Source organism: Faunimonas pinastri (assembly GCF_900110915.1).
In the GTDB taxonomy this organism is placed as follows: domain Bacteria; phylum Pseudomonadota; class Alphaproteobacteria; order Rhizobiales; family Afifellaceae; genus Faunimonas; species Faunimonas pinastri.
Genome location: NZ_FOFG01000004.1, coordinates 254,501 through 276,390, shown reverse-complemented (window position 1 = coordinate 276,390; position 21,890 = coordinate 254,501). Strand labels below are relative to the sequence as shown.

The 21,890-nt window shown below is 66.0% G+C and carries 18 protein-coding genes and 1 tRNA gene; 11 read left to right on the top strand and 8 right to left on the bottom strand.

Annotated features, from left to right (window positions below; translation table 11 throughout):
* Positions 1-139: 139 nt before the first annotated feature.
* The 4 genes from BMY25_RS08060 (at position 140) to BMY25_RS08045 (ending at position 5,208) form a co-directional block, all read left to right on the top strand.
* The gene (locus BMY25_RS08060; protein WP_092496113.1) at positions 140-601 is read left to right on the top strand and encodes a GatB/YqeY domain-containing protein; all 462 of its coding nucleotides are present in this window, start codon (positions 140-142) and stop codon (positions 599-601) included.
* A gap of 108 nt (positions 602-709) precedes the next feature.
* On the top strand, positions 710-2,638 hold the full coding sequence (gene dnaG, locus BMY25_RS08055; protein ID WP_092496112.1) for a DNA primase: 1,929 nt from the start codon (positions 710-712) through the stop codon (positions 2,636-2,638).
* Between the two features lie 159 nt (positions 2,639-2,797).
* Entirely contained in the window at positions 2,798-4,792 is a 1,995-nt protein-coding gene (gene rpoD, locus BMY25_RS08050; RefSeq protein ID WP_092496111.1) for an RNA polymerase sigma factor RpoD, read from the top strand.
* A gap of 110 nt (positions 4,793-4,902) precedes the next feature.
* Positions 4,903-5,208 carry an HlyU family transcriptional regulator gene (locus BMY25_RS08045; protein ID WP_092496110.1) on the top strand — a complete coding sequence of 102 codons (306 nt, stop codon included), beginning with the start codon at positions 4,903-4,905 and terminating at the stop codon, positions 5,206-5,208.
* 24 nt (positions 5,209-5,232) lie between these two features.
* Here the strand turns inward: BMY25_RS08045 and BMY25_RS08040 are convergent, their stop codons facing one another.
* On the bottom strand, positions 5,233-5,928 hold the full coding sequence (locus tag BMY25_RS08040; protein ID WP_092496109.1) for an HAD family hydrolase: 696 nt from the start codon (positions 5,926-5,928) through the stop codon (positions 5,233-5,235).
* 238 nt (positions 5,929-6,166) lie between these two features.
* Here BMY25_RS08040 and BMY25_RS08035 point away from each other — a divergent pair, with 238 nt between their 5' ends.
* Positions 6,167-6,667, top strand: a complete 501-nt coding sequence (locus BMY25_RS08035) for a biliverdin-producing heme oxygenase (protein WP_143061910.1) — start codon at positions 6,167-6,169, stop codon at positions 6,665-6,667.
* A complete protein-coding gene (locus BMY25_RS08030; RefSeq protein ID WP_092496153.1) occupies positions 6,664-8,790 on the top strand; it encodes a histidine kinase dimerization/phosphoacceptor domain -containing protein in 2,127 nt (708 codons plus the stop codon). The genes BMY25_RS08035 and BMY25_RS08030 overlap by 4 nt, the downstream gene beginning before the upstream one ends.
* A 30-nt stretch (positions 8,791-8,820) precedes the next feature.
* On the opposite strand, the gene BMY25_RS08025 is transcribed toward BMY25_RS08030, so the two are convergent.
* Positions 8,821-9,555, bottom strand: a complete 735-nt coding sequence (locus BMY25_RS08025) for an SIMPL domain-containing protein (RefSeq protein ID WP_177176778.1) — start codon at positions 9,553-9,555, stop codon at positions 8,821-8,823.
* A gap of 124 nt (positions 9,556-9,679) precedes the next feature.
* Between BMY25_RS08025 and BMY25_RS08020 the strand changes: the two genes are divergently transcribed.
* A tRNA-Ile gene (locus tag BMY25_RS08020) sits at positions 9,680-9,755 on the top strand.
* Between the two features lie 106 nt (positions 9,756-9,861).
* Entirely contained in the window at positions 9,862-10,143 is a 282-nt protein-coding gene (locus tag BMY25_RS08015) for a hypothetical protein (protein ID WP_092496106.1), read from the top strand.
* 18 nt (positions 10,144-10,161) lie between these two features.
* Here BMY25_RS08015 and BMY25_RS08010 read toward each other — a convergent pair whose 3' ends face one another.
* The 4 genes from BMY25_RS08010 to BMY25_RS21345 form a co-directional block, all read right to left on the bottom strand.
* The gene (locus BMY25_RS08010) at positions 10,162-11,331 is read right to left on the bottom strand and encodes a fumarylacetoacetate hydrolase family protein (protein ID WP_092496105.1); all 1,170 of its coding nucleotides are present in this window, start codon (positions 11,329-11,331) and stop codon (positions 10,162-10,164) included.
* Positions 11,332-11,455: 124 nt separating this feature from the next.
* Positions 11,456-12,247, bottom strand: a complete 792-nt coding sequence (gene fhuF, locus BMY25_RS08005; RefSeq protein ID WP_092496104.1) for a siderophore-iron reductase FhuF — start codon at positions 12,245-12,247, stop codon at positions 11,456-11,458.
* Between the two features lie 33 nt (positions 12,248-12,280).
* Positions 12,281-13,048: an ATP-binding cassette domain-containing protein gene (locus tag BMY25_RS08000; RefSeq protein ID WP_092496103.1), complete on the bottom strand. Its 768-nt coding sequence runs from the start codon at positions 13,046-13,048 to the stop codon at positions 12,281-12,283.
* A 156-nt stretch (positions 13,049-13,204) separates the two neighbouring features.
* Complete coding sequence (locus BMY25_RS21345) at positions 13,205-14,119, bottom strand: energy transducer TonB family protein (RefSeq protein WP_092496102.1); 915 nt, start codon at positions 14,117-14,119, stop codon at positions 13,205-13,207.
* Positions 14,120-14,457: 338 nt separating this feature from the next.
* Here BMY25_RS21345 and BMY25_RS07990 point away from each other — a divergent pair, with 338 nt between their 5' ends.
* Both BMY25_RS07990 and BMY25_RS07985 read left to right on the top strand, forming a co-directional pair.
* A complete protein-coding gene (locus tag BMY25_RS07990; protein ID WP_177176777.1) occupies positions 14,458-15,435 on the top strand; it encodes a ribokinase in 978 nt (325 codons plus the stop codon).
* Positions 15,419-17,920 carry a glycoside hydrolase family 65 protein gene (locus BMY25_RS07985; protein WP_177176776.1) on the top strand — a complete coding sequence of 834 codons (2,502 nt, stop codon included), beginning with the start codon at positions 15,419-15,421 and terminating at the stop codon, positions 17,918-17,920. Before BMY25_RS07990 ends, BMY25_RS07985 begins: the two co-directional genes overlap by 17 nt.
* A 34-nt stretch (positions 17,921-17,954) precedes the next feature.
* Here the strand turns inward: BMY25_RS07985 and BMY25_RS07980 are convergent, their stop codons facing one another.
* Positions 17,955-19,217, bottom strand: coding sequence for an MFS transporter (locus tag BMY25_RS07980; protein WP_092496100.1), 1,263 nt, complete (start codon positions 19,215-19,217; stop codon positions 17,955-17,957).
* A 171-nt stretch (positions 19,218-19,388) separates the two neighbouring features.
* Here BMY25_RS07980 and BMY25_RS07975 point away from each other — a divergent pair, with 171 nt between their 5' ends.
* Entirely contained in the window at positions 19,389-19,883 is a 495-nt protein-coding gene (locus BMY25_RS07975) for a GAF domain-containing protein (RefSeq protein WP_092496099.1), read from the top strand.
* A 37-nt stretch (positions 19,884-19,920) separates the two neighbouring features.
* Here BMY25_RS07975 and BMY25_RS07970 read toward each other — a convergent pair whose 3' ends face one another.
* The gene (locus BMY25_RS07970) at positions 19,921-21,765 is read right to left on the bottom strand and encodes an ABC transporter ATP-binding protein (protein ID WP_092496098.1); all 1,845 of its coding nucleotides are present in this window, start codon (positions 21,763-21,765) and stop codon (positions 19,921-19,923) included.
* Between the last annotated feature and the right edge of the window lie 125 nt (positions 21,766-21,890).

The following is a 21,890-nucleotide window of genomic DNA, read 5'->3' as shown; positions in this document are numbered from 1 at the left end:
TGGCGTCTCTATGTGGCGAAGGGTCTCCCGCGCTTGCATGCGGGATTGGACCTTTCAAGTAGTGGGGACGGCGCCAAGCGTCAATCGCCGTGCCGCTCCCCTCCTACATTCAGCCCGAAGAACCGTGAGCCAGACCACGATGCGTGACGCGATCAACAATGCCCTGAAAGAATCGATGAAGGCGCGCGACAGCGCCCGTTCCGGCACGCTGCGCCTGATCAACGCCGCGCTGAAGGATCGTGACATCGAGGCGCGCGGCAAGGGTCGCGAGGCGGCTTCGGAAGATGAGATTCTGGCGACGCTTTCCAAGATGGTGAAGCAGCGCGAGGAATCGGCCAAGGTTTATGAGGAAAATGGCCGGCCGGAACTGGCGGAGAAGGAGCGCGCCGAGATCGCCGTGATCCGCGCCTTCCAGCCCAAGCAGATGGACGAGGCGGAAACCCGCGCGGCCGTGCAGTCGATCATCGCCGAAACCGGCGCCGCCGGCCCCAAGGACATGGGCAAGGTGATGGGCGCTCTGAAGGAGCGCTATGCCGGGCAGATGAACTTCGGCCAGGTGAACGGCATCGTGAAGGATCTGCTCGCGCAGGCCGCCGGCTGAGCCTCCACTGCCGATATCGATCCGGCCCGTGTTGGTGGGCCTGTGTTGATCGGGTACAAGAGCCGATGCGCACGCGCATCGGCTCCGCCGACGTGCTAGTCTGATCTCATGCGCTTTCCCCCATCCCTTCTCGACGAGATCCGTGCCCGCCTGCCGCTCTCGCAGGTGGTGGGGCGGAAAGTCTCCTGGGACAAGCGCAAGTCTCAGCCCAATCGCGGCGACTACTGGGCCTGCTGCCCCTTTCACGGCGAGAAGTCGCCGTCCTTCCATGCCGACGATCGGAAGGGCCGCTATCATTGCTTCGGCTGCGGCGTCTCCGGCGATCACTTCACCTTCATGGTGGAGCAGGAGGGCGTCAGCTTCCCCGAGGCGGTCGAGCAACTTGCGGCCGAGGCGGGTGTGCGACTGCCGGAACGCAACGCGCAGGCGGAGCGGCAGGAGGCCAAGCGCGCCTCCCTCCACGATGTGATGGAGCATGCGGCTCGCTTCTTCGGGGAGCAGTTGCACCGCCCGGACGCGGCGAGGGCGCGGACCTATCTACGCGACCGAGGCCTCGGGCCGGAGATCCTGAAGCGCTTCCGCATCGGCTATGCCCCGAATTCCCGCAGCGCGCTCAAGGAGCATCTGGCGAACGCGGGGATCTCGCAGGAGCAGATGGTGGAGGCGGGGCTGCTGATCGCCGGGCCGGACATCGCCGTTTCCTACGACCGCTTTCGCGACCGCGTGATCTTCCCCATCACCGACCTGCGCGGTCGCATCATCGCCTTCGGTGGTCGGGCGCTCTCGGCCGATGCGCAGGCGAAATACCTGAATTCGCCGGAAACGCCGCTCTTCTCCAAGGGCCACGTGCTCTTCAACGGGCACACCGCCCGCGCCGCCTCCCGCAAGGCCGTGCCGGTGATCGCGGTGGAAGGCTATATCGACGTCATCACCTGCGTTGCGGCGGGCTTCGAGGCGACGGTCGCGCCGCTCGGCACGGCGCTGACGGAGAACCAGCTGCATCTGCTCTGGCAGATGGCGGACGAGCCCGTGCTTTGCTTCGACGGCGACGATGCCGGCCTGAAGGCCGCGTTCCGCGCGCTCGACACGGCGCTGCCGCATCTGAAACCCGGCAAGAGCCTGCGCTTCGCGCTGTTGCCGGGCGGACAGGACCCCGACGATTTCATCCGCGCGGAAGGCTCCAGGGCTTTCGGGGCGACGCTGGAGAAGGCGACGCCGATGGTGGAGATGCTGTGGCTGCGCGAGACCCGCACGGCCACCATCGACACGCCGGAGCGCCGCGCCGGACTGGAACAGACCCTGAAGAACGCCGCCGGCACGATCGCCGACCAGAGCGTGCGCCGCTTCTACGAGATGGCGATCCGCGAGCGGATGGATGCCGAGTTCGGACGCGCCCGCAACTTCGCGGCGAGGGGGCGAAACGCTGCAATGAAGCGCGGCGGGGCGCCCGGCTTCATGCGTCCCGGCGCTGCCGAGCCGACCGGGCCGTCCGCCAGCCTGCTTAGTAATCCGATGGTGCGGGCAGGGCACTCGTCGCGCGATCTCAGCCTTAGCGACGCCGTGCTGCTTGGCGCCCTGCTTTTCCATCCCGAGATCGCCGAAGAGCGGCTCGATGTCTTCAGCCACATGGATTTCGAGGGCGGCCTGGGGCGGCTCGCGGGCGGCCTTCTTGCCTGTCTGGCGGAAAACCCGGACCTTTCGGCGGACGGTTTGCAGGCGAGCCTCGTGCGCAGCGGACATGGCGAGGCGCTGGAGCTTGTGATGGGCAAGCTGCGGCGCACGGGCTTCAAGGCGCTCGGTCCGGATTCCGATCCCGTGCGCGCTGCGACGATCTGGGATGACGCTGCCCACTTGCGTGTTCGTTCTGGAACGCTATCTAACGAACGTCAGGCGGCGGCGGAGGCGCTGGGCCGTGAGGCCAGCGACGCGAGCCTGATCCGATTGCGCGACATCCAGGACCAGGATAACCGCACTCTCCATCCGGATGGAGGATCCGACCCCGAAATGGCAAGGATCGTGCATCCCTTCAAATCGTAAAGTGGGCCGACCCGCGCGGTCTGCTTGCTTTGTGCTAGAATGAAATGATACCGGACTGCGGTCTTCTTCAGGATCTCTTAAGCGAGAGGGCTGCAAGGGTCCGTTCGACCGTTTAACCACATTTTGGCTCGCTTTCGAGTAGGCCGCAGAGACGCACTGATGGCAACGAACACACAGAACGCCGCAGAGACCAAGGACGAGGCAGTCGAGCCGCAGGCCGTCCAGGACGGTCCGCTTCTCGACTTGTCCGATGCCGCTGTCAAGCGGATGATCAAGGAGGCCAAGAAGCGCGGCTATGTGACTGTGGACGAGCTCAACGCCGTTCTTCCGTCCGAAGAGGTCACCTCCGAGCAGATCGAAGACATCATGTCGATGCTGTCCGATATGGGCATCAATGTGGTGGAATCGGAGGAGGCTGAAGAGGCCGAGCGCGAAACCTCCGAGGACGAGAACGAAGAGGAATCCGAGGGGCGGGAGCTGGCCGAGGCCGGCCCGACTGCTCTTGTCAAGAAGACCGGCAAGCGCGAACCGTCCGACCGGACCGACGATCCCGTCCGCATGTACCTGCGCGAGATGGGCTCCGTGGAGCTCCTGTCCCGCGAGGGCGAGATCGCGATCGCCAAGCGTATCGAGGCCGGTCGCGAAGCGATGATCGCCGGGCTCTGCGAGAGCCCGCTCACCTTTCAGGCGATCATCATCTGGCGCGACGAGTTGAACGGCGGCAACGTGCTGCTGCGCGACATCATCGATCTCGAGGCGACCTATGCCGGCCCCGAGGGCCGCGTCCCGACCGCACCGGCGGAGACGGAGGAGCGTGAAGCCGCGCCGCCCCCGGTCCCGACCGATTCCGAAAGCGACGGCGACGAGGACGACGAGTTCGAGAACAATATCTCGCTCGCCGCCATGGAAGCCGAGATCAAGCCGCAGGTCCTCGAGACCTTCGACCGCGTCGCCGACAACTACAAGAAGCTCCGCAAGCTCCAGGACCAGATGGTCCAGGAGACCCTGCAGTCGCGCACGCTCTCTCCCACCGAGGAGAAGCGCTACAAGAAGCTGCGCGAGGAAGTGATCGTCGACGTGAAGTCGCTGTCGCTGAACCAGGCCCGTATCGACAGTCTGGTGGAGCAGCTCTACGACATCAACAAGCGGCTGATCGGCCTGGATTCCCGCCTGATGCGGCTGGCCGAAGGCTATGGCGTCGACCGCGCGGAGTTCCTGTCGCATTATCGTGGCAACGAGCTCGATCCGCAGTGGATGCGCAAGGTCGCGCGTCTCACGACAAAGGGCTGGAAGAACTTCACCGCCTCCGAGAAGGACGGCGTGCAGGAGCTTCGCACGAATATCCATGAGCTGGCGGCCGAGACGGGCCTGCAGATCAAGGAATTCCGCGACATCGTCCACAAGGTGCAGAAGGGCGAGCGCGAAGCCCGTCAGGCGAAGAAGGAGATGGTCGAGGCCAATCTCCGCCTGGTGATCTCCATCGCCAAGAAGTACACCAACCGCGGCCTTCAGTTCCTGGACCTCATCCAGGAGGGCAATATCGGCCTGATGAAGGCCGTCGATAAGTTCGAGTATCGCCGCGGCTACAAGTTCTCCACCTACGCGACGTGGTGGATCCGGCAGGCGATCACCCGTTCGATCGCCGACCAGGCCCGCACGATCCGCATTCCCGTGCACATGATCGAGACGATCAACAAGATCGTCCGCACGTCGCGGCAGATGCTGCACGAGATCGGTCGTGAACCGACCCCGGAAGAGCTGGCGGAAAAGCTGCAGATGCCGCTGGAGAAGGTCCGCAAGGTCCTGAAGATCGCCAAGGAGCCGATCAGTCTCGAAACGCCGATCGGCGACGAGGAGGATTCGCATCTGGGAGACTTCATCGAGGACAAGAACGCGATCCTGCCGATCGATGCGGCGATCCAGGCCAATCTGCGCGAGACGACGACCCGCGTTCTGGCCTCGCTCACGCCGCGCGAGGAGCGCGTGCTGCGCATGCGGTTCGGCATCGGCATGAACACCGACCACACGCTGGAAGAAGTCGGCCAGCAGTTCTCGGTGACGCGCGAGCGTATCCGCCAGATCGAGGCCAAGGCTCTGCGCAAGCTGAAGCACCCCTCGCGGTCGCGCAAGCTCCGCAGCTTCCTGGACAGCTGAGACGAACGGGCGGAAGGCGGCGACGCTTTCCGCCTTTTCCATCTCCAGTCCCCGCACGGCGCGGCATCCGCCTCCGCGCGGGCCATGCAACTGCCCTTCAGAGGTGATCCATGTCCTTCCTGAAATCCCTTTTCGGCGGCAAGTCCGGGGACGCGGTCTCCAAGTCGGATTCGGGCGCGGCCCCGAAGACCGCGCGCGAGATCGAGCACAACGGCTTCACGATCCAGGCGACTCCCTACAAGGAAGGCAGCGAGTACCAGACAGCCGGGACCATCTCGAAGGAGATCGACGGCGTGCTGCGCGAGTACAAGTTCGTCCGCGCCGAGAAGTTCGCTTCCATCGACGGGGCTGCCGATTTCTCCATCACCAAGGGCCAGCAGATCGTCAACGAGCAGGGCGAGCGGGTTTTTCGCTGACCTCCGCCTGCCGCCTGTATGCGGCTAGGGAAGGGTGGCCAGCCAATCCGGTAGCTCGGTGAGGCCTTCCAGCACCCGAAAGCGCGGGTGCTCGGTGGGTTTCTCCGCCGCCTCGTGTTCCCAGACCAGCGGATACGGGATAAGGGCGGCATACCCTCCCGCTTCCAGCGCGGGGAGGATGTCGGACCGCACCGAATTCCCCGCCATCAGGGCCTCGCCCTCACCGGAGCCATGGCGAGCGAAGACGGTTCGGTAAGTCGCCGCGCTTTTCTCGCTGACGATCTCGACGCCGCGGAAGAACTCCCCCAGGCCGGAGGCGGCAAGCTTGCTCTCCTGATGGAACAGATCGCCCTTGGTGATCAGCACCAGCCGGTACTGTGCCGCAAGCCGTTCGAGCGCCGCCGGAACGCCCGGTAACGGTTCGACGGGATGGGTCATCATCTCGCGGCCCGCGGCCAGGATCGCCTGGACGATGGAAGCCGGCAGGTCTTCGCCGCAGACGTCGAGTGCGGTTTCCAGCATGGACAGCGTGAAGCCCTTCACCCCGTAGCCGTATGTTCCGAGGTTCTTTTTCTCGGTCGCGCCCAGTTTCGTTTCGAGGTCCTGCTCGTCGGCGAAAGGGGTGAGCAGTTCGACGAATCTTTGCTGCGTCAGCCGGAAGACCGTTTCGTTGTGCCAAAGCGTATCGTCCGCATCGAGGCCGACCAGAGCGATGGGCATGGTGTATCTCTCGCGAAATCCTGCTGTCAGGTACGGATCATTAGCCTCCCCTGTCACCTCCGCGCAACGCTGTGCCAAAATGGCAGCCGCCCCATGTCTAACGACGTTCGGCTCTGCTAGCGTCCGGCATCACGCATCAGACCCAATGGGCAACTTGTCGCCGACCCTTGCTTTCCGCGAGCGCTTGCGGACCGAAACGACTGACGTTCACCTTCGCCTGGAAAGCCGGCTGGAAATCATGACCCGCCTCGCGAATCCGCGGGACCGGCTCGACATCCTGCTGCGTTTCCGCAGCCTGCATGACGGGGCCGAACGGGTCCTTTCGCCCCTTCTGGGGGGTATGGAAGGTCTCCGTTACGCGGAAAGGCGCAAAACTCCGTATCTCGATGCCGATATCCGTACGCTGGGAGGGGTTGTCGCCGCATCCGCGCCGTACTCTCCTTTCACCGTCCGGTCCGAAGGGGAAGCTCTGGGGCTTCTCTATGTGCTGGAAGGATCGACGCTGGGTGGGCGAGTGATCTTCCGCGAAATGACCAGGCGGGGTGTCTCGTCCGAGGGGTTGAGCTTTTTCGACGCCTACGGATCCGACACCGGCCTGATGTGGCGGGAGTGTTTGGCCGTGCTGGAGCGTGAGGCGCATAGGGGAGGGGCGGACATGCAGGACGAGATCGTGCAGGGCGCCGTCTCCGGTTTCCGACAGGTTGAACTGTGGCTTTGCGGCACGGCGGCCGCGACATGAACATTGCGACTCCCCCTCTGACGGTTTGCGACCGCGAACCGATCCACATTCCCGGCTCGATCCAGCCGCATGGCATCATGCTGGTCTTCGATCCGGAGACGCTTGGCCTGAGGCAGGCGGCCGGGATGCGCGGCCTCGGCTTTCCTCCGGCCTCGCGTGTCGGGGACCGGGCGGCCGACATTCTGGACGAGCCGCTGGTCCGGTCGATCTCGGAAGCGCTGCAGTGGCAGTCGCGCCTCGTGACGCGCTGGCTGAATGCCTCGGGCGCGGCGTTCGATGTCAGCGCGCATCGTAGTGGCGATTCGCTGATCGTCGAGCTGGAACCCGCCGGCGAGCGGCCGCCCGGCGCAACCGATCTCCTATCTGAACTCGATCGCGCGACGGCATCATTCGAGCGCGCCAGCACGTTGAGGGCGCTTTGCCAGGTGGCGGCCACCGCCGTGCGCGATCTGACCGGCTTCGAGCGGGTGATGATCTATCGGTTCGAGGATGGTCATGCCGGCTCGGTCATCGCGGAGGACTGCGCGGAAGGGCTGCAATCCTTCCTGAACCACCATTTTCCCGGATCGGACATTCCGCAGCAGGCGCGTGCGCTTTACGTGCGCAACACCGTCCGCGTCATCCCGGATGCGGAATATTATCCGGCCGAACTTCAGCCTCCCCTGGCGGGCGAGAAGCCGCTCGACATGAGCGACTGCATCCTGCGCAGCGTTTCGCCGATCCACCTCCAGTATCTCCGCAACATGGGGGTCTGGGCCTCAGCTTCGGTTTCCATCGTGGTGGATGGGGCGCTCTGGGGGCTGATCGCCTGCCACCATACGCGCCCGCGCGAAATCTCCTATCCCAAGCGCTCGATCTGCGCGGCGCTTGCCGGCAATCTGGCGCGGCGCATCCGGGCCATGGAGGAGAGCGAGCTCTATCGCCAGCGCGCCAGCATCCGCTCGCGCGAGGACGACCTTCTGTTCGGCATGGTCCGCGATCCGGAGATGGACGGGGCGCTGCCGCAGCATACCGATACGCTGCTGAGGATGCTGGACGCCGACGGGGTTGCCATCGTTCGGGGCGAGAGCTGGCGCACGGCCGGCCGCTGTCCGCCGGAACACGCGATGGCCGAGCTGGCGGCCTGGGCTGCGGGAGAAAGCGCCGCCGGAACGTTGGCGACGCACAACCTCTCCGCCGTCTTTGCGCCCGCCGCGTCCTATGCGTCGTCGGTCAGCGGGCTGGTGGCCGTCACGATCTCGGAGGAAGAGCCCTTCGTCGTCATGTGGTTCCGGCAGGAGCGCATTGAGACGATCAACTGGGCGGGTAACCCGCACAAGGCCGTGGAGCTTCAACCCGGCGAGATCCTGACGCCGCGCTCCTCCTTCGATGCGTGGTCGGAGACGGTGCGCGGCCAGTCGCGCCGCTGGAGCCTCGCCGAGACGGAAAGCGCCGGGCGTTTCCGCCAGCGGCTGTACGAACTGCGGCAGCTGCGCCGCATGCGCGACGTCAATGTCGACCTGTCGCGTGCCGTGGCGGAACGCGACGTGGCGCTGCGGCAGAAGGAAATCCTGCTGCGCGAGGTCAATCACCGCGTCCAGAACAGCCTGTTCCTGGTCTCCAACTTCCTGCATTTGCAGAAGCGGGACAGTGAAAACCCGGAGTTGCACGGCATGCTGGATGAAGCACGCCGCCGTGTCAGCGCCGTCGGGCTTGTGCATCGCCGTCTTTATCGCGCCGATCAGATCGACACCGTCGATCTCGACCGCTACCTCGTGGAACTGCGCGACGAGATGGTGCAGTCCATGGGCAAGGAGTGGGACAGCTATCTCACGCTGTCCGCCGCGCCCGTGCTGGTCGCTACCGACCGGGCTGTCACGCTGGGTCTCGTCATCACCGAACTGGTGATCAACGCGAACAAATACGCCTATGGCGGCGGCATGGGGCCGATCGACATCAGCCTGCGCGGCGATCATGCGAACCTGCAGCTCGCCGTCAGCGATCAGGGCCGGGGCGCCCAGCATCCGAAGGGCGGCTTCGGCACGCGCATGATGGACGCGTTGGTCGGGCAGATCGGCGGCCGGCTGGAATACCAGGACAATCATCCGGGCCTGCGCGCGGTGCTGACCGCCCCCGTCGCGTAGACGGGAGCGGCCGGGATCGAGAGCTCGCGTTCAGCGCAGCGCGAAGGTGACGCTGACGGAGCTGGAGAAGCTGACTTCGCCCGCTTCCACCGGCGTCTTACGCGCCATGTCCGCGCGCATGGGCATGGGGCTGACCGGGAAGGCGCGCTCCGGCCCCTGTTCCTCGATGCTGACGACCTCGCCGAGATCCACGCCGGCCGCGGCGGCATAGAGCTTCGCCTTGGCGATCGCATCGGCAACGGCGGCCTGCCGGGTCTGGTCCTGCAAGGGTTTGGGATCGGTGAGACCGAATTCCGGGCCGCTGATGGAGTTGGCGCCGAGCGACGTGGCCGCATCGAGCGTCGTGCCGACCTTGGTGATGTCCCGCAATTTGACACTGACATTGTTGCTGACGGTGTAGCCGACCAGCCGCGGCTTCTGGTTGTCCTTGGCTTCCGAGTAATTCGGCGAAACGGAATACCCGGAAGTCTGGAGGTCGGCCTCGGCGATGCCCGCCTGCTTGAGCCCGTCGATGACCTTGCCCATCGCGGCCGCATTGGCCTGCGCGGCCTCGCCTGCGGTTTCCGCTTCCTGGATGACGCCGATGGTCATGGTCGCCATGTCCGGTCGCGCATTCACCGTGCCGTTGCCGGTCACGCTGATGTGGCGCTGGCTGGCGGCCATTTTCGTGGCCGGCCCCTGCGCGGCAGCGAAGCCGGGGGCGGAAACGGCAGCAATCAGCAGGCAGCCTCCCGCTACGGAGCGGAGCATTCGGGTCGAGAGCATGCGGGATGTTCCTTGTTGTTGGTCACGATGGGCGAACTGAAGCAACAAAGTCCAGCGAAAGCAGGGCGGAATGATCATCGCGGTGGTTGCCGTCTCCCGGCGAAAGTCGTAACCGACACCGGAGGGGTCTGTAGCTCAATGGTTAGAGCTGACGGCTCATAACCGTCTGGTTGCAGGTTCGAGTCCTGCCGGACCCACCATCTCCCTCCGGCGCCGATGGCCGCGCCGTCCCCGGAACCGTCACCTGGAACGTCGCCGATCCGCGCCCGTTGCTTCCGTCGAACGACGTGAAGGGTGAGGGGCGGAATGGGACAGATCGGTCGCGAGCGCCAGACGAACATCTTTTTCGATGGGCTGCTCGGCCGCCGACAGCGCGTGCCTGTCTCGCCGGACGAGCTGGAACGCAAGGCGCTGCGCAAGCTCTCAGGCGACGCCGGGGCCTATATCGCGGGCGGGGCCGGGCTGGAGCGAACGATGGCGGCCAACCGCGCCGCTTTCGACCGCCACCGTATCGTCCAGCACATGCACTCCCACATGCCCGCGCTGCCGGAAAGTGGCTTCCTCGCCAGGATAACGCGCGTGCGTTGAGCACGCGCGTCGCCGCGTTCAGCCGTCGCTGCGGGAGGCGCGCGCCCGAAGGCTCGCCATCAATGAACGGACGCCGAAGGTCCAGGGCTCGATCACGTCGCAATAGCCGACTCGATTGACGAGGCGGCCGAGCTCCGGGGAACTGATCTCGACGACGTCGCCCGGCTTATGGGTGAAACCCTGGCCCGGCACGTCGCGGTCCTCCGTCGGCGCGAAGAGCGTGCCGAGGAAGAGCATCATGCCATCGGGATATTGATGATGCCGGCCCATGGCGTGGGCGACGAGATCCAGCGGATCGCGGCTGATTTCGGCCATGGAGCTCTGGCCGTTCAGCACGAAGCCGTCTCCGGCGCCGGTGACGCGGAGGTCTATCCGCATGCGGCGCACATCGTCCATGCCGAAGCCCGCGTCGAAGAGCCGGATGAATGGCCCGATCGCGGTGGACCCGTTATTGTCCTTGGCCTTGCCGAGAAGGAGGGCGCTGCGGCCCTCGAGGTCGCGGAGGTTGACGTCGTTGCCGAGCGCGGCTCCGCGAACCTCGCCACGGGCATTGACGGCGAGCACGACTTCCGGCTCGGGATTGTTCCAGCTGGACGCGCGAAGAATGCCGATCTCGGCTCCCGGACCGACCGCTGAGAGCGGTTGAGCCTTGGTGAAGACCTCCGCATCCGGGCCGATGCCGACTTCCAGATATTGCGACCAGTAACCCCGGGAGATCAGCAGGTCCTTGGCGCGCTGCGCGTCTTCCGAGCCCGCCTTGATCTCGGAAAGCGCACCGCCGATCGCCTCGCCGATCTCCTGACGGATCTGCGCCGCGCGACCGGGATCGCCCTTGCAGCGTTCCTCGATCACCCGCTCCAGCATGCTTCGCGCAAAAGTGACGCCGCAGGCCTTCAGCGCCTGGAGGTCGCAGGGCGCGAGGAGCTGAGGCGCATGACCATGATGGGTGCCGAAGCTCGCGGCAACGACCTCTTCCAGCGACCAGCTCCGGCCGGCGGGCGCATTCTTCGCGGCGGCCGCAGGGTCGGCTTCGTCGAGCAGGTCGGAGATCGTGGGAAAGCTGTCGGTGATGTCGACAAGTTCGCCGGCGCGGAGATGCACGACGCAGGGGCCGAGTTCGGGATCGTGGACCCGCGCGACAAGCGTGGCGCGTTCGGCGGCGGCGGGCAGGATATCGGACGCTTGCATGTCGCTCTCTCCGGCGGAACGTTTCCTCGCCGTCTTTGTAGCCCGATCGGCGGCGCGGCCGTAGCGGAAAGCTCGGGAGGATTCGAGGGGCGGGATCACAGGATCCCGCAATCCCTTCGTCCCGTCAGGCGGCGAGGACGACCGGTTTGGCGAGGGTGGAGGAGAGGTCGGCGCCGGCCTTGGCGCGCAAATGCGGGCAATAGGAGCAGAAGCCGTGCTCCGGCAGGAGATAGCGGATGCAGCAGACCTTTCGCCAGCTGACGGGCTGGCCGTCGACGAGCTCGTAGCGGACGGGATCGAACAGGCAGTTCCGGTCCCCGTCCGGCCAGTGCTGCTGGCGCACCAGCGCATTCCAGTTGCAGGTGGCGTTGCGGAAACAGGAGGCGCAGGCGGAGACCGTGCGGGTCGACAGTTCCCCCAGCAGCCATTCCAGCAGATGGCCGGCATTGTTCCAGAGAAGCTTCTGGCTGATGCCGGCCGCGCGGGAAACGGCGGTGACCATCGGCTCCAGATGCTCGCGCACCAGCGGATCGAAGCGGATGAAGGGGTCGGTCTCGACGCTGATTTCGCCCTCGTGCGGCAGGCGGATCGCGACCGGCATCCGGTGCTCGTCGAAGATCACCTCCGTCTCGTCCATGCCGACCGGCAAATCGAGGCCGAGCAACGCGCCCGACATCACGGTGAGCGGGATCAGCCGGTGGAAGTAGGCGAGCGACCAGAGCGAGCAGACCGCGCGCCGGTCGCTCCGCTCGTGGCAGGTGCCGTCCCAGCAAAGAAAATCCGGCAGCACGTCCGGCCGAAGCAGTTCGCTGACGCGAATGCCGGGGCGCGGATCGTCCGCCAGCACGAAGGCGTCAAGATAATTGCTGAGCGGCGCCGACAGGAACGCCGCCGCCGGGGCGAGGGACGGGATCATGCGGCTTTGCTCGTCGGGGCGGAGGGACGCATGTCAGCGAACGAAGCTCATGGGCACGCCGCTTTCCGGATGCGGCAGCACGCCCATGGGCACGCCATAGATCGCCTGCAGGTGCTCCGGCGCCATCAGTTCTCCCGGCGTCCCTCGGAGCAGGAGCCTGCCGGCACGCAGCGCGATCAGCTCGTCGCAGAAGCGGGCGGCCATGTTGATGTCGTGCAGCACCACGATGACGCCGAGCTGCCGCTGCCGGCTGAGATCGCGGACGAGATCCAGCACCTCGATCTGGTGGCCGATATCGAGCGCCGAGATCGGCTCGTCCAGCAGCATGCATTCCGGGTTTTGCGCCACCAGCATCGCGAGCCAGACGCGCTGGCGCTCGCCGCCGGAAAGCGCGTCCACCAACCGGTCGGCGAATGCCAGCACATCGGTGCGGCGCAGCGCTTCCTCGACCCGGGCCGCATCCTCGTCGCTGAAGCGGCCGAGAGCGCCGTGCCAGGGATAGCGGCCGAGCGCCACGAGTTCGCGCACCGTCATGCCGGCGGCGCTGGGCGGGGTCTGCTGGAGATAGGCGACCTTGCGGGCGAACTCCCGGCTGCCCCATTGCTGGAGATCGCGCCCCTGAAAGGCGATCGTTCCCGCCGTGGGCTTCTGCTGGCGGGCGAGGAGCTTCAGGAGCGTCGACTTGCCGGAGCCGTTATGGCCGATCAGGCCGACAACCTTGCCGGCGGCAATGCGGAGATCCAGCGGCGAAAGCAATGTCCGGTCGGCGACGGCGAAGGTGGCTGAAGAAAGCTCGTACATGCTCGCGCCATCGTTTTCGGGAGAGCGGCGGACGCCTGCGACAGCTGTCGCTCAACTCCGCCCCTCGTTCATCGCCGATCTATAGCGGCTGACACTATCGCTGTCTCTATTCCTGACGGTAAACTTCTTCTTTGGAATCGCTGTAAACTTCCACCGTCACCGCGTGTCGAAATGCACGGGCACGGAGAGGTTCAGCACCGATCCGCCGAAGCCTTCCGGCGGCGCGGGAAGGGGGCTTGCCCGGCGCACCATGGCCACGGCGGCATTGTCGAGCGCGGCGCTGCCGGCACTGCGCGCAAGGCTGGCGGACAGCACGCGGCCGTTCCTGTCCATGGTGAAGCGCACCACTGCCGTGCCGGAATCGCTTCCCGCCGGATGCTGCTTGTAGCGGTTCAGGTGCCCGAAAAGCATGCTCTTCCAGTTCGACGCCGCAGCCGGCGAAGCGGCGCGCGCCGGAGCTGAGGGAGCGGCAGACGGCGCCGTGGCGCGTGGCTGCGCCGCCACCGGCCTCTGCGGCGCGGGCTTGCGCGGCTCGGCGGCCTTTCGCTCAACCGCCTGCCGCTTGGGCTTCTCCACCGTCCTGGTCGGCCGCGGCGGAGCCGGGCGCGGCGGCGGCGGCAGCACGGCTTCCGCCTGCGGCACCTCCGGCGTCTTGATCTCAGGCTGCGGCTCGGGCTGGGGTTCGGGCTTTTCCTCCGGCAGAGGCGGCGGCTCAACCTGCGCCGGTTCCTCCGGCGGCGGCGGCTCCACCTGCGGCGGGGGCGGCGGTTCTTCAACCGGCGGCGGGAGCTCTTCCGTCGGGGGCGGAGGCGGCTGCACCTCCGGCTGTGTCGTCGGCTCGGGCGTGGGCTCGGGCGCTGCTTCGGGCGCGGCCGCCTGCTGCGGTTCCGGCTCCGGTTCCGGTTCTGCTGCGGGCGCCAGATCGATGACCATGGCGTTTTCGGTCTCGGCGGCGGCAGAGGGCGGCGCTTCGTGCTCCAGGAGCGCCAAGGCGGCGGCTCCATGCGCGACGACCACCAGAATGGCCGCCACGGACCAGCGGGTCGGCCCTGCCCATCTCCGTTCGTTCATAAACGCCTGCTACCTTTTTCGTGGGCCCCGAAGGCGGGTGGTGAAGGGGACTGGCAAGGTCGAGCGTTCCCGCTCAGCCCGCGTCGGCCACCGGCGCGGCGATCCCGTCCGCCTCCGAGAGCAAAGCTCAGGCGCGCTCTAGCGGATCGGTCTCTCCCCCGCAATATAAAGCTGAAGAAAATCGTCGTGTTTTAAGAGGGCCGCGCACTCGCTCCACTTCGCAGTCGAAGCGCGGCTCGCGAGTTTTCTCAAACGTGAGGCAACCTCCCGGTGCGCCAGACATTTGACTAGCCGAACGATCCTCGATCGCGTCGAGGAATTTCAGCGACAGGTGAAGCTTGCCGTCCGTTTCCACGCCCGCAGCCGATGCGGTCCTGCTGTCGCTGGGCAGCGTCAATGCCGACTTCCAGATGCGGGTCGCCCGCTGGCCCGAGGTCAGCGAGACGCTGATGGCGTCCGATTTCGTCCGCCTGTCCGGCGGCAAGGCAGCCAACCGCGCCTTCCTCGCCGCGAAGTTCGGCCTGCCCACGCGGCTGATCGGCATGACCGGCGACGACGATCTCCGCGAGCAGGCGCTGGGCGCATTGCGCGACGCCGGCGTCGATCTGGATTGTGTCTACGCGACGGGCGAACAGCCAACGGCTGTCTCCATGATCACCGTTCCGCCGGACGGCAAGAAGGGCATCGTCCTTGCCGCGAATGCCAATCGCTGCTGGTCGGAGGACAGCGTCGGCGAGGCGCTACAGGCGATACGCGGCGCGCCCGACGGTTCCGTCCTCTCGCTCGACGTGGAGGTGCCGCCGGACGTTGCGCGGCGTGCGATCGAGGCGGCGCAGGAGTGCGGCATTCCGGTGATCCTCGATCCGTCGCCCGCCGAGGATGCCGGCGATCTGGCGGGCAAGGTCGGTTATCTCGCGCCCAATGCGGGAGAGGCGAAGGCACTCGCCGACATCGACACGGAAGCGGTGGAGGGCGCGCGCAGGGCGGCGCTTGCGTTACGGGAGCGTGGTGCGGGGACCGTGTTCGTGAAGCTCGGCGACGGCGGTTGCGTGCTGGCGGGCGACGAGGGCGTCGTGCATGTTCCGGCCGAACCGGTGGACGTGGTGGACACGACCGGCGCCGGCGACGCGTTCTCCGGCGCGCTGGCGGTAGCGATTCTGCTCGGCAAGCCGGTCCGCGAGGCGGCCTGCTTTGCCGTCGCGACGGCAAGCCTCGCCGTCACCGGCTACGGGTCGCAGCCGGCCTATCCCGAGCGCGCCGATGTCGAGGCGCTGGCGGGCAAGCTCCTGGGGAGGCTGCGTGAACTCCGGGGTTGAGCCGCAGACAGTCGGGACGGGGAGCGACGATGGCTGGCGCGTGGTCTTCGGGGATTACGATCCGAAGACCGAGACGCAGCGCGAGGCGCTCTTCACCCTCGGCAACGGTGTCTTCACGACGCGCGGCGCGAGCCCGTTCGACGAGGCGTCCGAGTTCCACTATCCCGGAACGTACCGCGCGGGCTTCTACAATCGGCTGACGAGCCATGTGGAGGGGCAGGACCTCGACGACGAGTCCCTCGTGAACCTGCCGAACTGGCTGTCGCTCACCTTCCGAGCGGACGGCGAGGGGGACTGGTTCTCGCTGGAAAACGCGGAGATCCTGGATTATCGGCACGAACTCGATCTTCGCTGCGGCATCACTCTTCGCCGGTTGACCGTGCGCGATGCCAAGGGCCGCACAACGGAACTCCAGGAGGAGCGACTGGTTAGCATGGCCAGCGCCCATCTCGCCGCGATGCGCCTGCGTATCGTGCCGGTCGACTGGTCCGGCCGGCTGGAGATCCGCTCGGGCATCCAGGGTGGCGTGATCAACGACATCGTCGGCCGCTATGCTCCCTTCGAGAAGCGCCATCTGGATGTGCTCGATCTGGTGGAACTCGATCCCGAGGGCGTGGCGCTCTGCGTCCGCGCCACCCGTTCGCGGCGGGAAGCCGCCTTCGCGGCGCGCCTGCGCGTGGTGAAAGGCGAGGAAACCGGTCGCCACAGCGAAAAAACCGACGAGACGTCGATCTTCGAGATGATCGACTGCGCCGCCAAGGCGGGCGAGCCGCTGGTGCTGGAGAAGGTCGCGGCCCTGCATAGCTCGCTGGATACGGCCAGCTTCGAGCCGCTGGAGGCTGCCTCGCTGGCGATCCGGCGCGCGGGCGACTTCGCAGCGATGCTTGATGCGCATGTCACGGCCTGGGGTGAGCTCTGGCGGCGGTCGGGCCTGCATTTCGGCAATCCCGCGCTCTCCACCGTGCTTCGCTTCAATGCCTTCCATGTGCTCCAGACGATCTCGCCGCATTCGGAAGGCCTCGATATCGGCATTCCCGCGCGCGGCTGGCAGGAAGCCTATCGCGGGCACATCTTCTGGGACGACCTCTTCATCTTCCCGTTCCTCGATTTCCGCTTTCCGACGCTGACGCGCTCGCTGCTGCTCTATCGCTTCAACCGGCTGGACGAGGCGCGCGAGCGGGCAACGGAAGCGGGATATCGCGGCGCCATGTTCCCCTGGCGGAGCGCATCCTCCGGCCGGGAGGAGACGCGGCTCCTGCAGTTCAATCCGCTGACCGGCGAATGGACGCGCGACTACACCTATCTCCAGCGCCATATCGGGGCGGGCATCGCCTTCAATATCTGGCGTTATTTCGAGGCGACGGGCGACCTGCACTTCCTGTCCGAGAAGGGCGCGGAGATGATCATCGAGATCGCCCGCTTCTGGGCCTCCTTCGCCACCTACGACGAAAAGGACGATCGGTTCGACCTGTTGGGCGTCGTGGGCCCCGACGAGTACCACACTGTGTATCCCGGCGCGGACGAGCCCGGGATCGACAACAACGCCTACACCAATGTCATGGCCGTCTGGACGCTCTGCCGTGCGCTGGAGGTCCTCGACCATCTGCCGGAGAACCGCCGGCAGGAACTCCGCCGCAAGCTCGATCTGCGCGACGAGGAGTTCGAGCTATGGGAGCGGATCAGCACCCGCATGCGCCTGGCTTTCCACGACGATGGGATCCTGAGCCAGTTCCAGGGCTTCGAGAAGCTTCGTTCCCTGCCGGAGGACATGGAGAACGATCCGCCATCCCAGCGCATCGACTGGGTTCTTCAGCAGCGCGGAGAGAACGTCCAGGAATTTCGCGTCTGCAAGCAGGCCGACGCGGTCATGTTGTTCTGGATCTTTCCGGCGGACGAGCTTCGCGAAATCCTGAAACGGCTCGGCTACGGCTTCGACGAGGACCAGCTGCGGCGGACCATCGAGTATTATCTCGACTGCACGCAGCACGATTCCAGCCTGTCGCGGGTCGTCTTCGCCGGCGCGCTGGCGCAGATCAGCGTCGCCCGCTCATGGGAACTCTACGGGAAAGCGCTGCAGACGGATCTCGGAGAACTCATGCCGGGCAGCGCCAGGGAAGGCATCCACCTGGGGGCGGCGGCCGGAGCCCTTGGCCTCCTGTTTCGCCATTATCTGGGCATCAGGGTAACCGAAAACGCCGTCTGCTTCGAGCCGCGGCTTCCGCCCGACCTCGGAGCCATGCGCTTCGACCTGCAATTGCGCTCGCACCTGATCGCGATCGAGGTCGGTTCCGATGCGCTTCACATCCGTTCCGACATCGTCAGCAGCGCCGACCTGCAGGTTCATTGCGGCGGAATCCAGAGCACGTTGAGGCCCGGCGACGAAATCCGGTGTGCGCTCGTCGGTCCGGATGACGCGGCATGCCTCGACCGGGACGGCCGCTCCATCGGCAAGCCGTCGGAGCCGAGAAGACACACCGAGGCCTGAGCACCGGCCTCGGTGGAGACCGGTGTCCGGTGCCTTAGCGCGTGGGGCCCGCTTCCATCGCCGCGTCGCCCTCGGCCTTTGCTGCCCGGCGCAGCTTGGGCTGCTCCAGGTTCGGCAGAAACGCCGTGAGCAGACCGATCAGCGGCAGGAACGAGCAGAGCCGATAGACGAAAGCGATGCTGGTGGCATCCGCGATCCTGCCGAGCACCGCGGCACCCAGCCCGCCCATGCCGAAGGCGAAGCCGAAGAACAGTCCGGCGACCATGCCGACATTGCCGGGCAGGAGTTCCTGCGCATAGACGATGATGGCGGAGAAGGCCGACGCCAGGATCATGCCGATCACGGCGCTGAGCACGCCCGTCCAGAAGAGATCGGCGCCGGGCAGCATCAGCGTGAACGGCAGGACGCCGAGAATGGAGCCCCAGATCACGTACTTCCGGCCGAAGCGGTCGCCGATCGGACCGCCCACGATCGTCCCGACGGCAACCGCGCCGAGGAAGACGAAGAGGTGAAGCTGCGCGTTCTGCACGGAAACGTGGAACTTCGAGATGAGATAGAAGGTGTAGTAGCTCGTCAGGCTCGAAAGGTAGAAGTACTTCGAGAAGATCAGCGCCAGCAGCACGCAGACGGAAATCCAGACGGTCCGTCGGGGCAGGGCGGATGTTGCTTCCGGCAGGGCGGAAGCCTTCTTCGCCTTTGACCGGTTGTGCGTCTTGTACCAGTTGCCGACATAGGTGAGGAGCACCATCGCGAGGAGCGCGATGGCGGAAAACCAGGCGACGCTGCGCTGGCCCCAGGGCAGAACGATGAAGGCCGCGAGCAGCGGGCCGATGGCGGAACCCGCATTGCCGCCGACCTGGAACACCGACTGCGCGAGCCCGTAGCGCCCGCCGGACGCCATGCGCGCAACGCGTGAGGATTCCGGATGGAAGACGGAGGAGCCGAGGCCCACGAGTCCGGCCGCGAGCAGCAGCAGCGGGAAGGTGCCGGCGACCGAGAGCAGCAGCAGGCCGATCAGGGTGAAGCCCATGCCGACCGCCAGCGAATAAGGCCGCGAATTCCGGTCCGTATAAACGCCCACCACCGGCTGGAACAGCGACGAGGTCAGCTGGAAGGTCAGCGTGATGTAGCCGATCTGCGTGAAGGTCAGATCGAAGCTGGCCTTCAACAGCGGATAGATCGCGGGAATGAGCGACTGCATCGTGTCGTTCAGCATGTGCGCAACGCTGATCGCGGCCAGGATACTGACGGTTGTCCGGTCCGCTGGCTTAGCGGCGGGAATGGTGCTGACGCTCATGAGGCAACCAAAAGTGCTGGGGTTTGCACGCGCACCATGGAAGATGCGGCGGAGCGCCCCCTTTGCCCGTTCCGGTTGCCTATTTCAAGGGCAGCGACGAAGCGAGGTGATTTCGCCGCAAGCATTGGCGGGGCGGCTTTGCTAAAAGCGTCCGGTTTTCCGGAGATCGCCATGTTCGCCCTCGACAACAAGACTGACGCCGACAAGCCGAGCCTCTATGCCGATCTGGCAGCCGAACTCGGTGGCCTGCTTTCCGGCGAGCGCGATTTCATCGCCAATGCCGCCAATGCCGCGTCGCTGCTCTTTCACCGGATGCCCGATCTCAACTGGGCCGGGTTCTATCTCATGCGTGGCGGCGAACTGGTGCTCGGGCCGTTTCACGGCAAACCGGCCTGCGTTCGGATAGCGGTGGGGAAGGGCGTCTGCGGCACCGCGGTGGAGCACGGCGAATCGGTCGTGGTGCCGGATGTCCACGCCTTTCCCGGCCACATCGCCTGCGATGCCGCCTCGCGCTCGGAATTGGTGGTGCCGCTGAGGAGCGGCTCCCGGATCGTCGGCGTCCTCGATCTCGACAGCCCGGTTCCCGGTCGCTTCGACGAGGAGGATCGTCGCGGCTGTGAAAAGCTGGCGACGATCCTGATGACGGGGTCCGACGCGTTCGCCTGAGACGGCTCCCGCTCGACCCGGCGTTAGCCCGATCCGGTCAGGCGACCGAAGCGATGCTGGTCGCCTTGCGACCTTCCTGAGCCGCAGCCTCGTCCGCGACGTTGTCCGCGGCTTCGCGGAACTGCAGCGCGTGCAGGTGGGAATAAAGCCCGCCTTCCGCCAGAAGCTGCGCGTGGCTGCCGGACTGGACCAGCCGGCCCTTGTCGAGGACGTGGATCACGTCGGCGTCGCGCACGGTGGAGAGACGGTGCGCGATGACGATCGTGGTGCGCCCCTTCATCAGCCGCTGCAATGCCTCCTGGACCTTGGACTCGGACATGGAATCGAGTGCCGATGTCGCCTCGTCCAGGAGCAGGACCTTGGCGTCGCGCAGCATGGCGCGCGCGATGGCGACGCGCTGGCGCTGGCCGCCGGACAGGCGCCCGCCGCCTTCGCCGACATTGGCGTCGTAGCCGCCCTGCATTTCCACGATGAACTCGTGGGCGTTGGCCGCAATGGCCGCGTCGATCACTTCCTGCTCCGTCGCGCCGGGGCGGCCGGTCAGGATGTTGTCGCGAACGGAGCCCTGGAACAGGAACGTGTCCTGCGTGACCAGCGCGATATCCTGCCGGAGCGAGACGAAGGTCACGTCCTTGATGTCCTGCCCGTCGATCAGCACGCGGCCGCGCTTGGGGTCGTAGAAGCGTTCGATCAGTGCCAGGATCGTCGACTTGCCCGCGCCGGAAGGACCGACCAGGGCGGAAACCTTGCCCGCCGGGAAATCCAGCGTGAGATCGTTGATCACCGGGCCGCGGCCATAACCGAAGCGCACATTGTCGAAACGCACGAGGCCCTGGTTGCAGATGAGTTCCGTCGCGTCCGGTGCTTCCACCAGCGTCGGCTTGCGGTCCAGGAGCTCGTAGAGCATGCGCACGCCGATGAGGCCGGATTCGAGCTGCACCTGAAGGCGGGCAAGGCGCTTGGCGGGCTCATAGGCGAGCAGCAGCGCGGTGATGAAGGAGAAGAACGAGCCCGGATCCTTGTTGAGGTGGATCACCGCCCAGCCGCCATACATGATGACGCCGGCCACCGCGAAGCCGCCCAGCGTTTCCATCAGCGGGCTGGTGCGCGCGTTCAGCGCGACCATCTTGTTGGAGCGTCGCTCCACGTCCTCGACGGCCTTGTTCATGGCCTTCTGCATGCGCCCTTCAAGCCCGAAAGCCTTGATGATGCGGATGCCGAGCGAGGTTTCCTGGACGATGGTGACGATCTCGGCGAGACCCTGGAACTCGGACCGGGCGACCTTGCGCACGCGCTTGACCAGCTTGCTGACGCCGATCACCGCCGGCGGCATGATCAGGAAGGCGCCGATGGACAGGACCGGATCCTGAACCAGCATCACCGCTATGAGGCTGACCAGCGACGTGGCGTCGCGACCGAAGCTGGTGATGACGAGGTCCAGCACGTCGCGCGCCGCCTGGGCGTTGTAGGACATGCGCGTGGAGAGATCGCCCATCGGCGTGTTCTGGAAGAACTCCAGGCCGTGGTTCAGGATATGCCGATAGATGCGCTTCTGGTTGCGGGCGACGATGTTGTTGCCGATGCGGGCCAGCATCATGTCCTGGCCGTAGCTCGCCAGTCCCTTGACGAGATAGATCCCGATCACCGACAGCGCGATCGCCCAGACCATGCCGCTGTTGCGCTCGATGAAGATCTTGTTGATGACGTCCTTGATGATCCACGCGCTGGCCGCGGTGGTCGCCGCGACGACGCCCATCAACGCGAAGGCGAAGGCGTAATGCCAGAGGTAATCGCGCGCGTTTTCCATCATCAGGCGCTTGAGAAGATAGAGCGTGCCCTTCTTCTCTCCGTTTCCGGCCAGCTTCGCCAGGATTGGCTTCATCGATGAAAAGGGTCCTGTTTCTGTGTGGCAGGCCGCATCTGAATCGGCTACCGTCTACCGGAAATCCCGCCGGCTCTAGCAAAGAAAGCCCGCGGAGTCATCCGCAGGTTCTTGCCGCAGCCTTC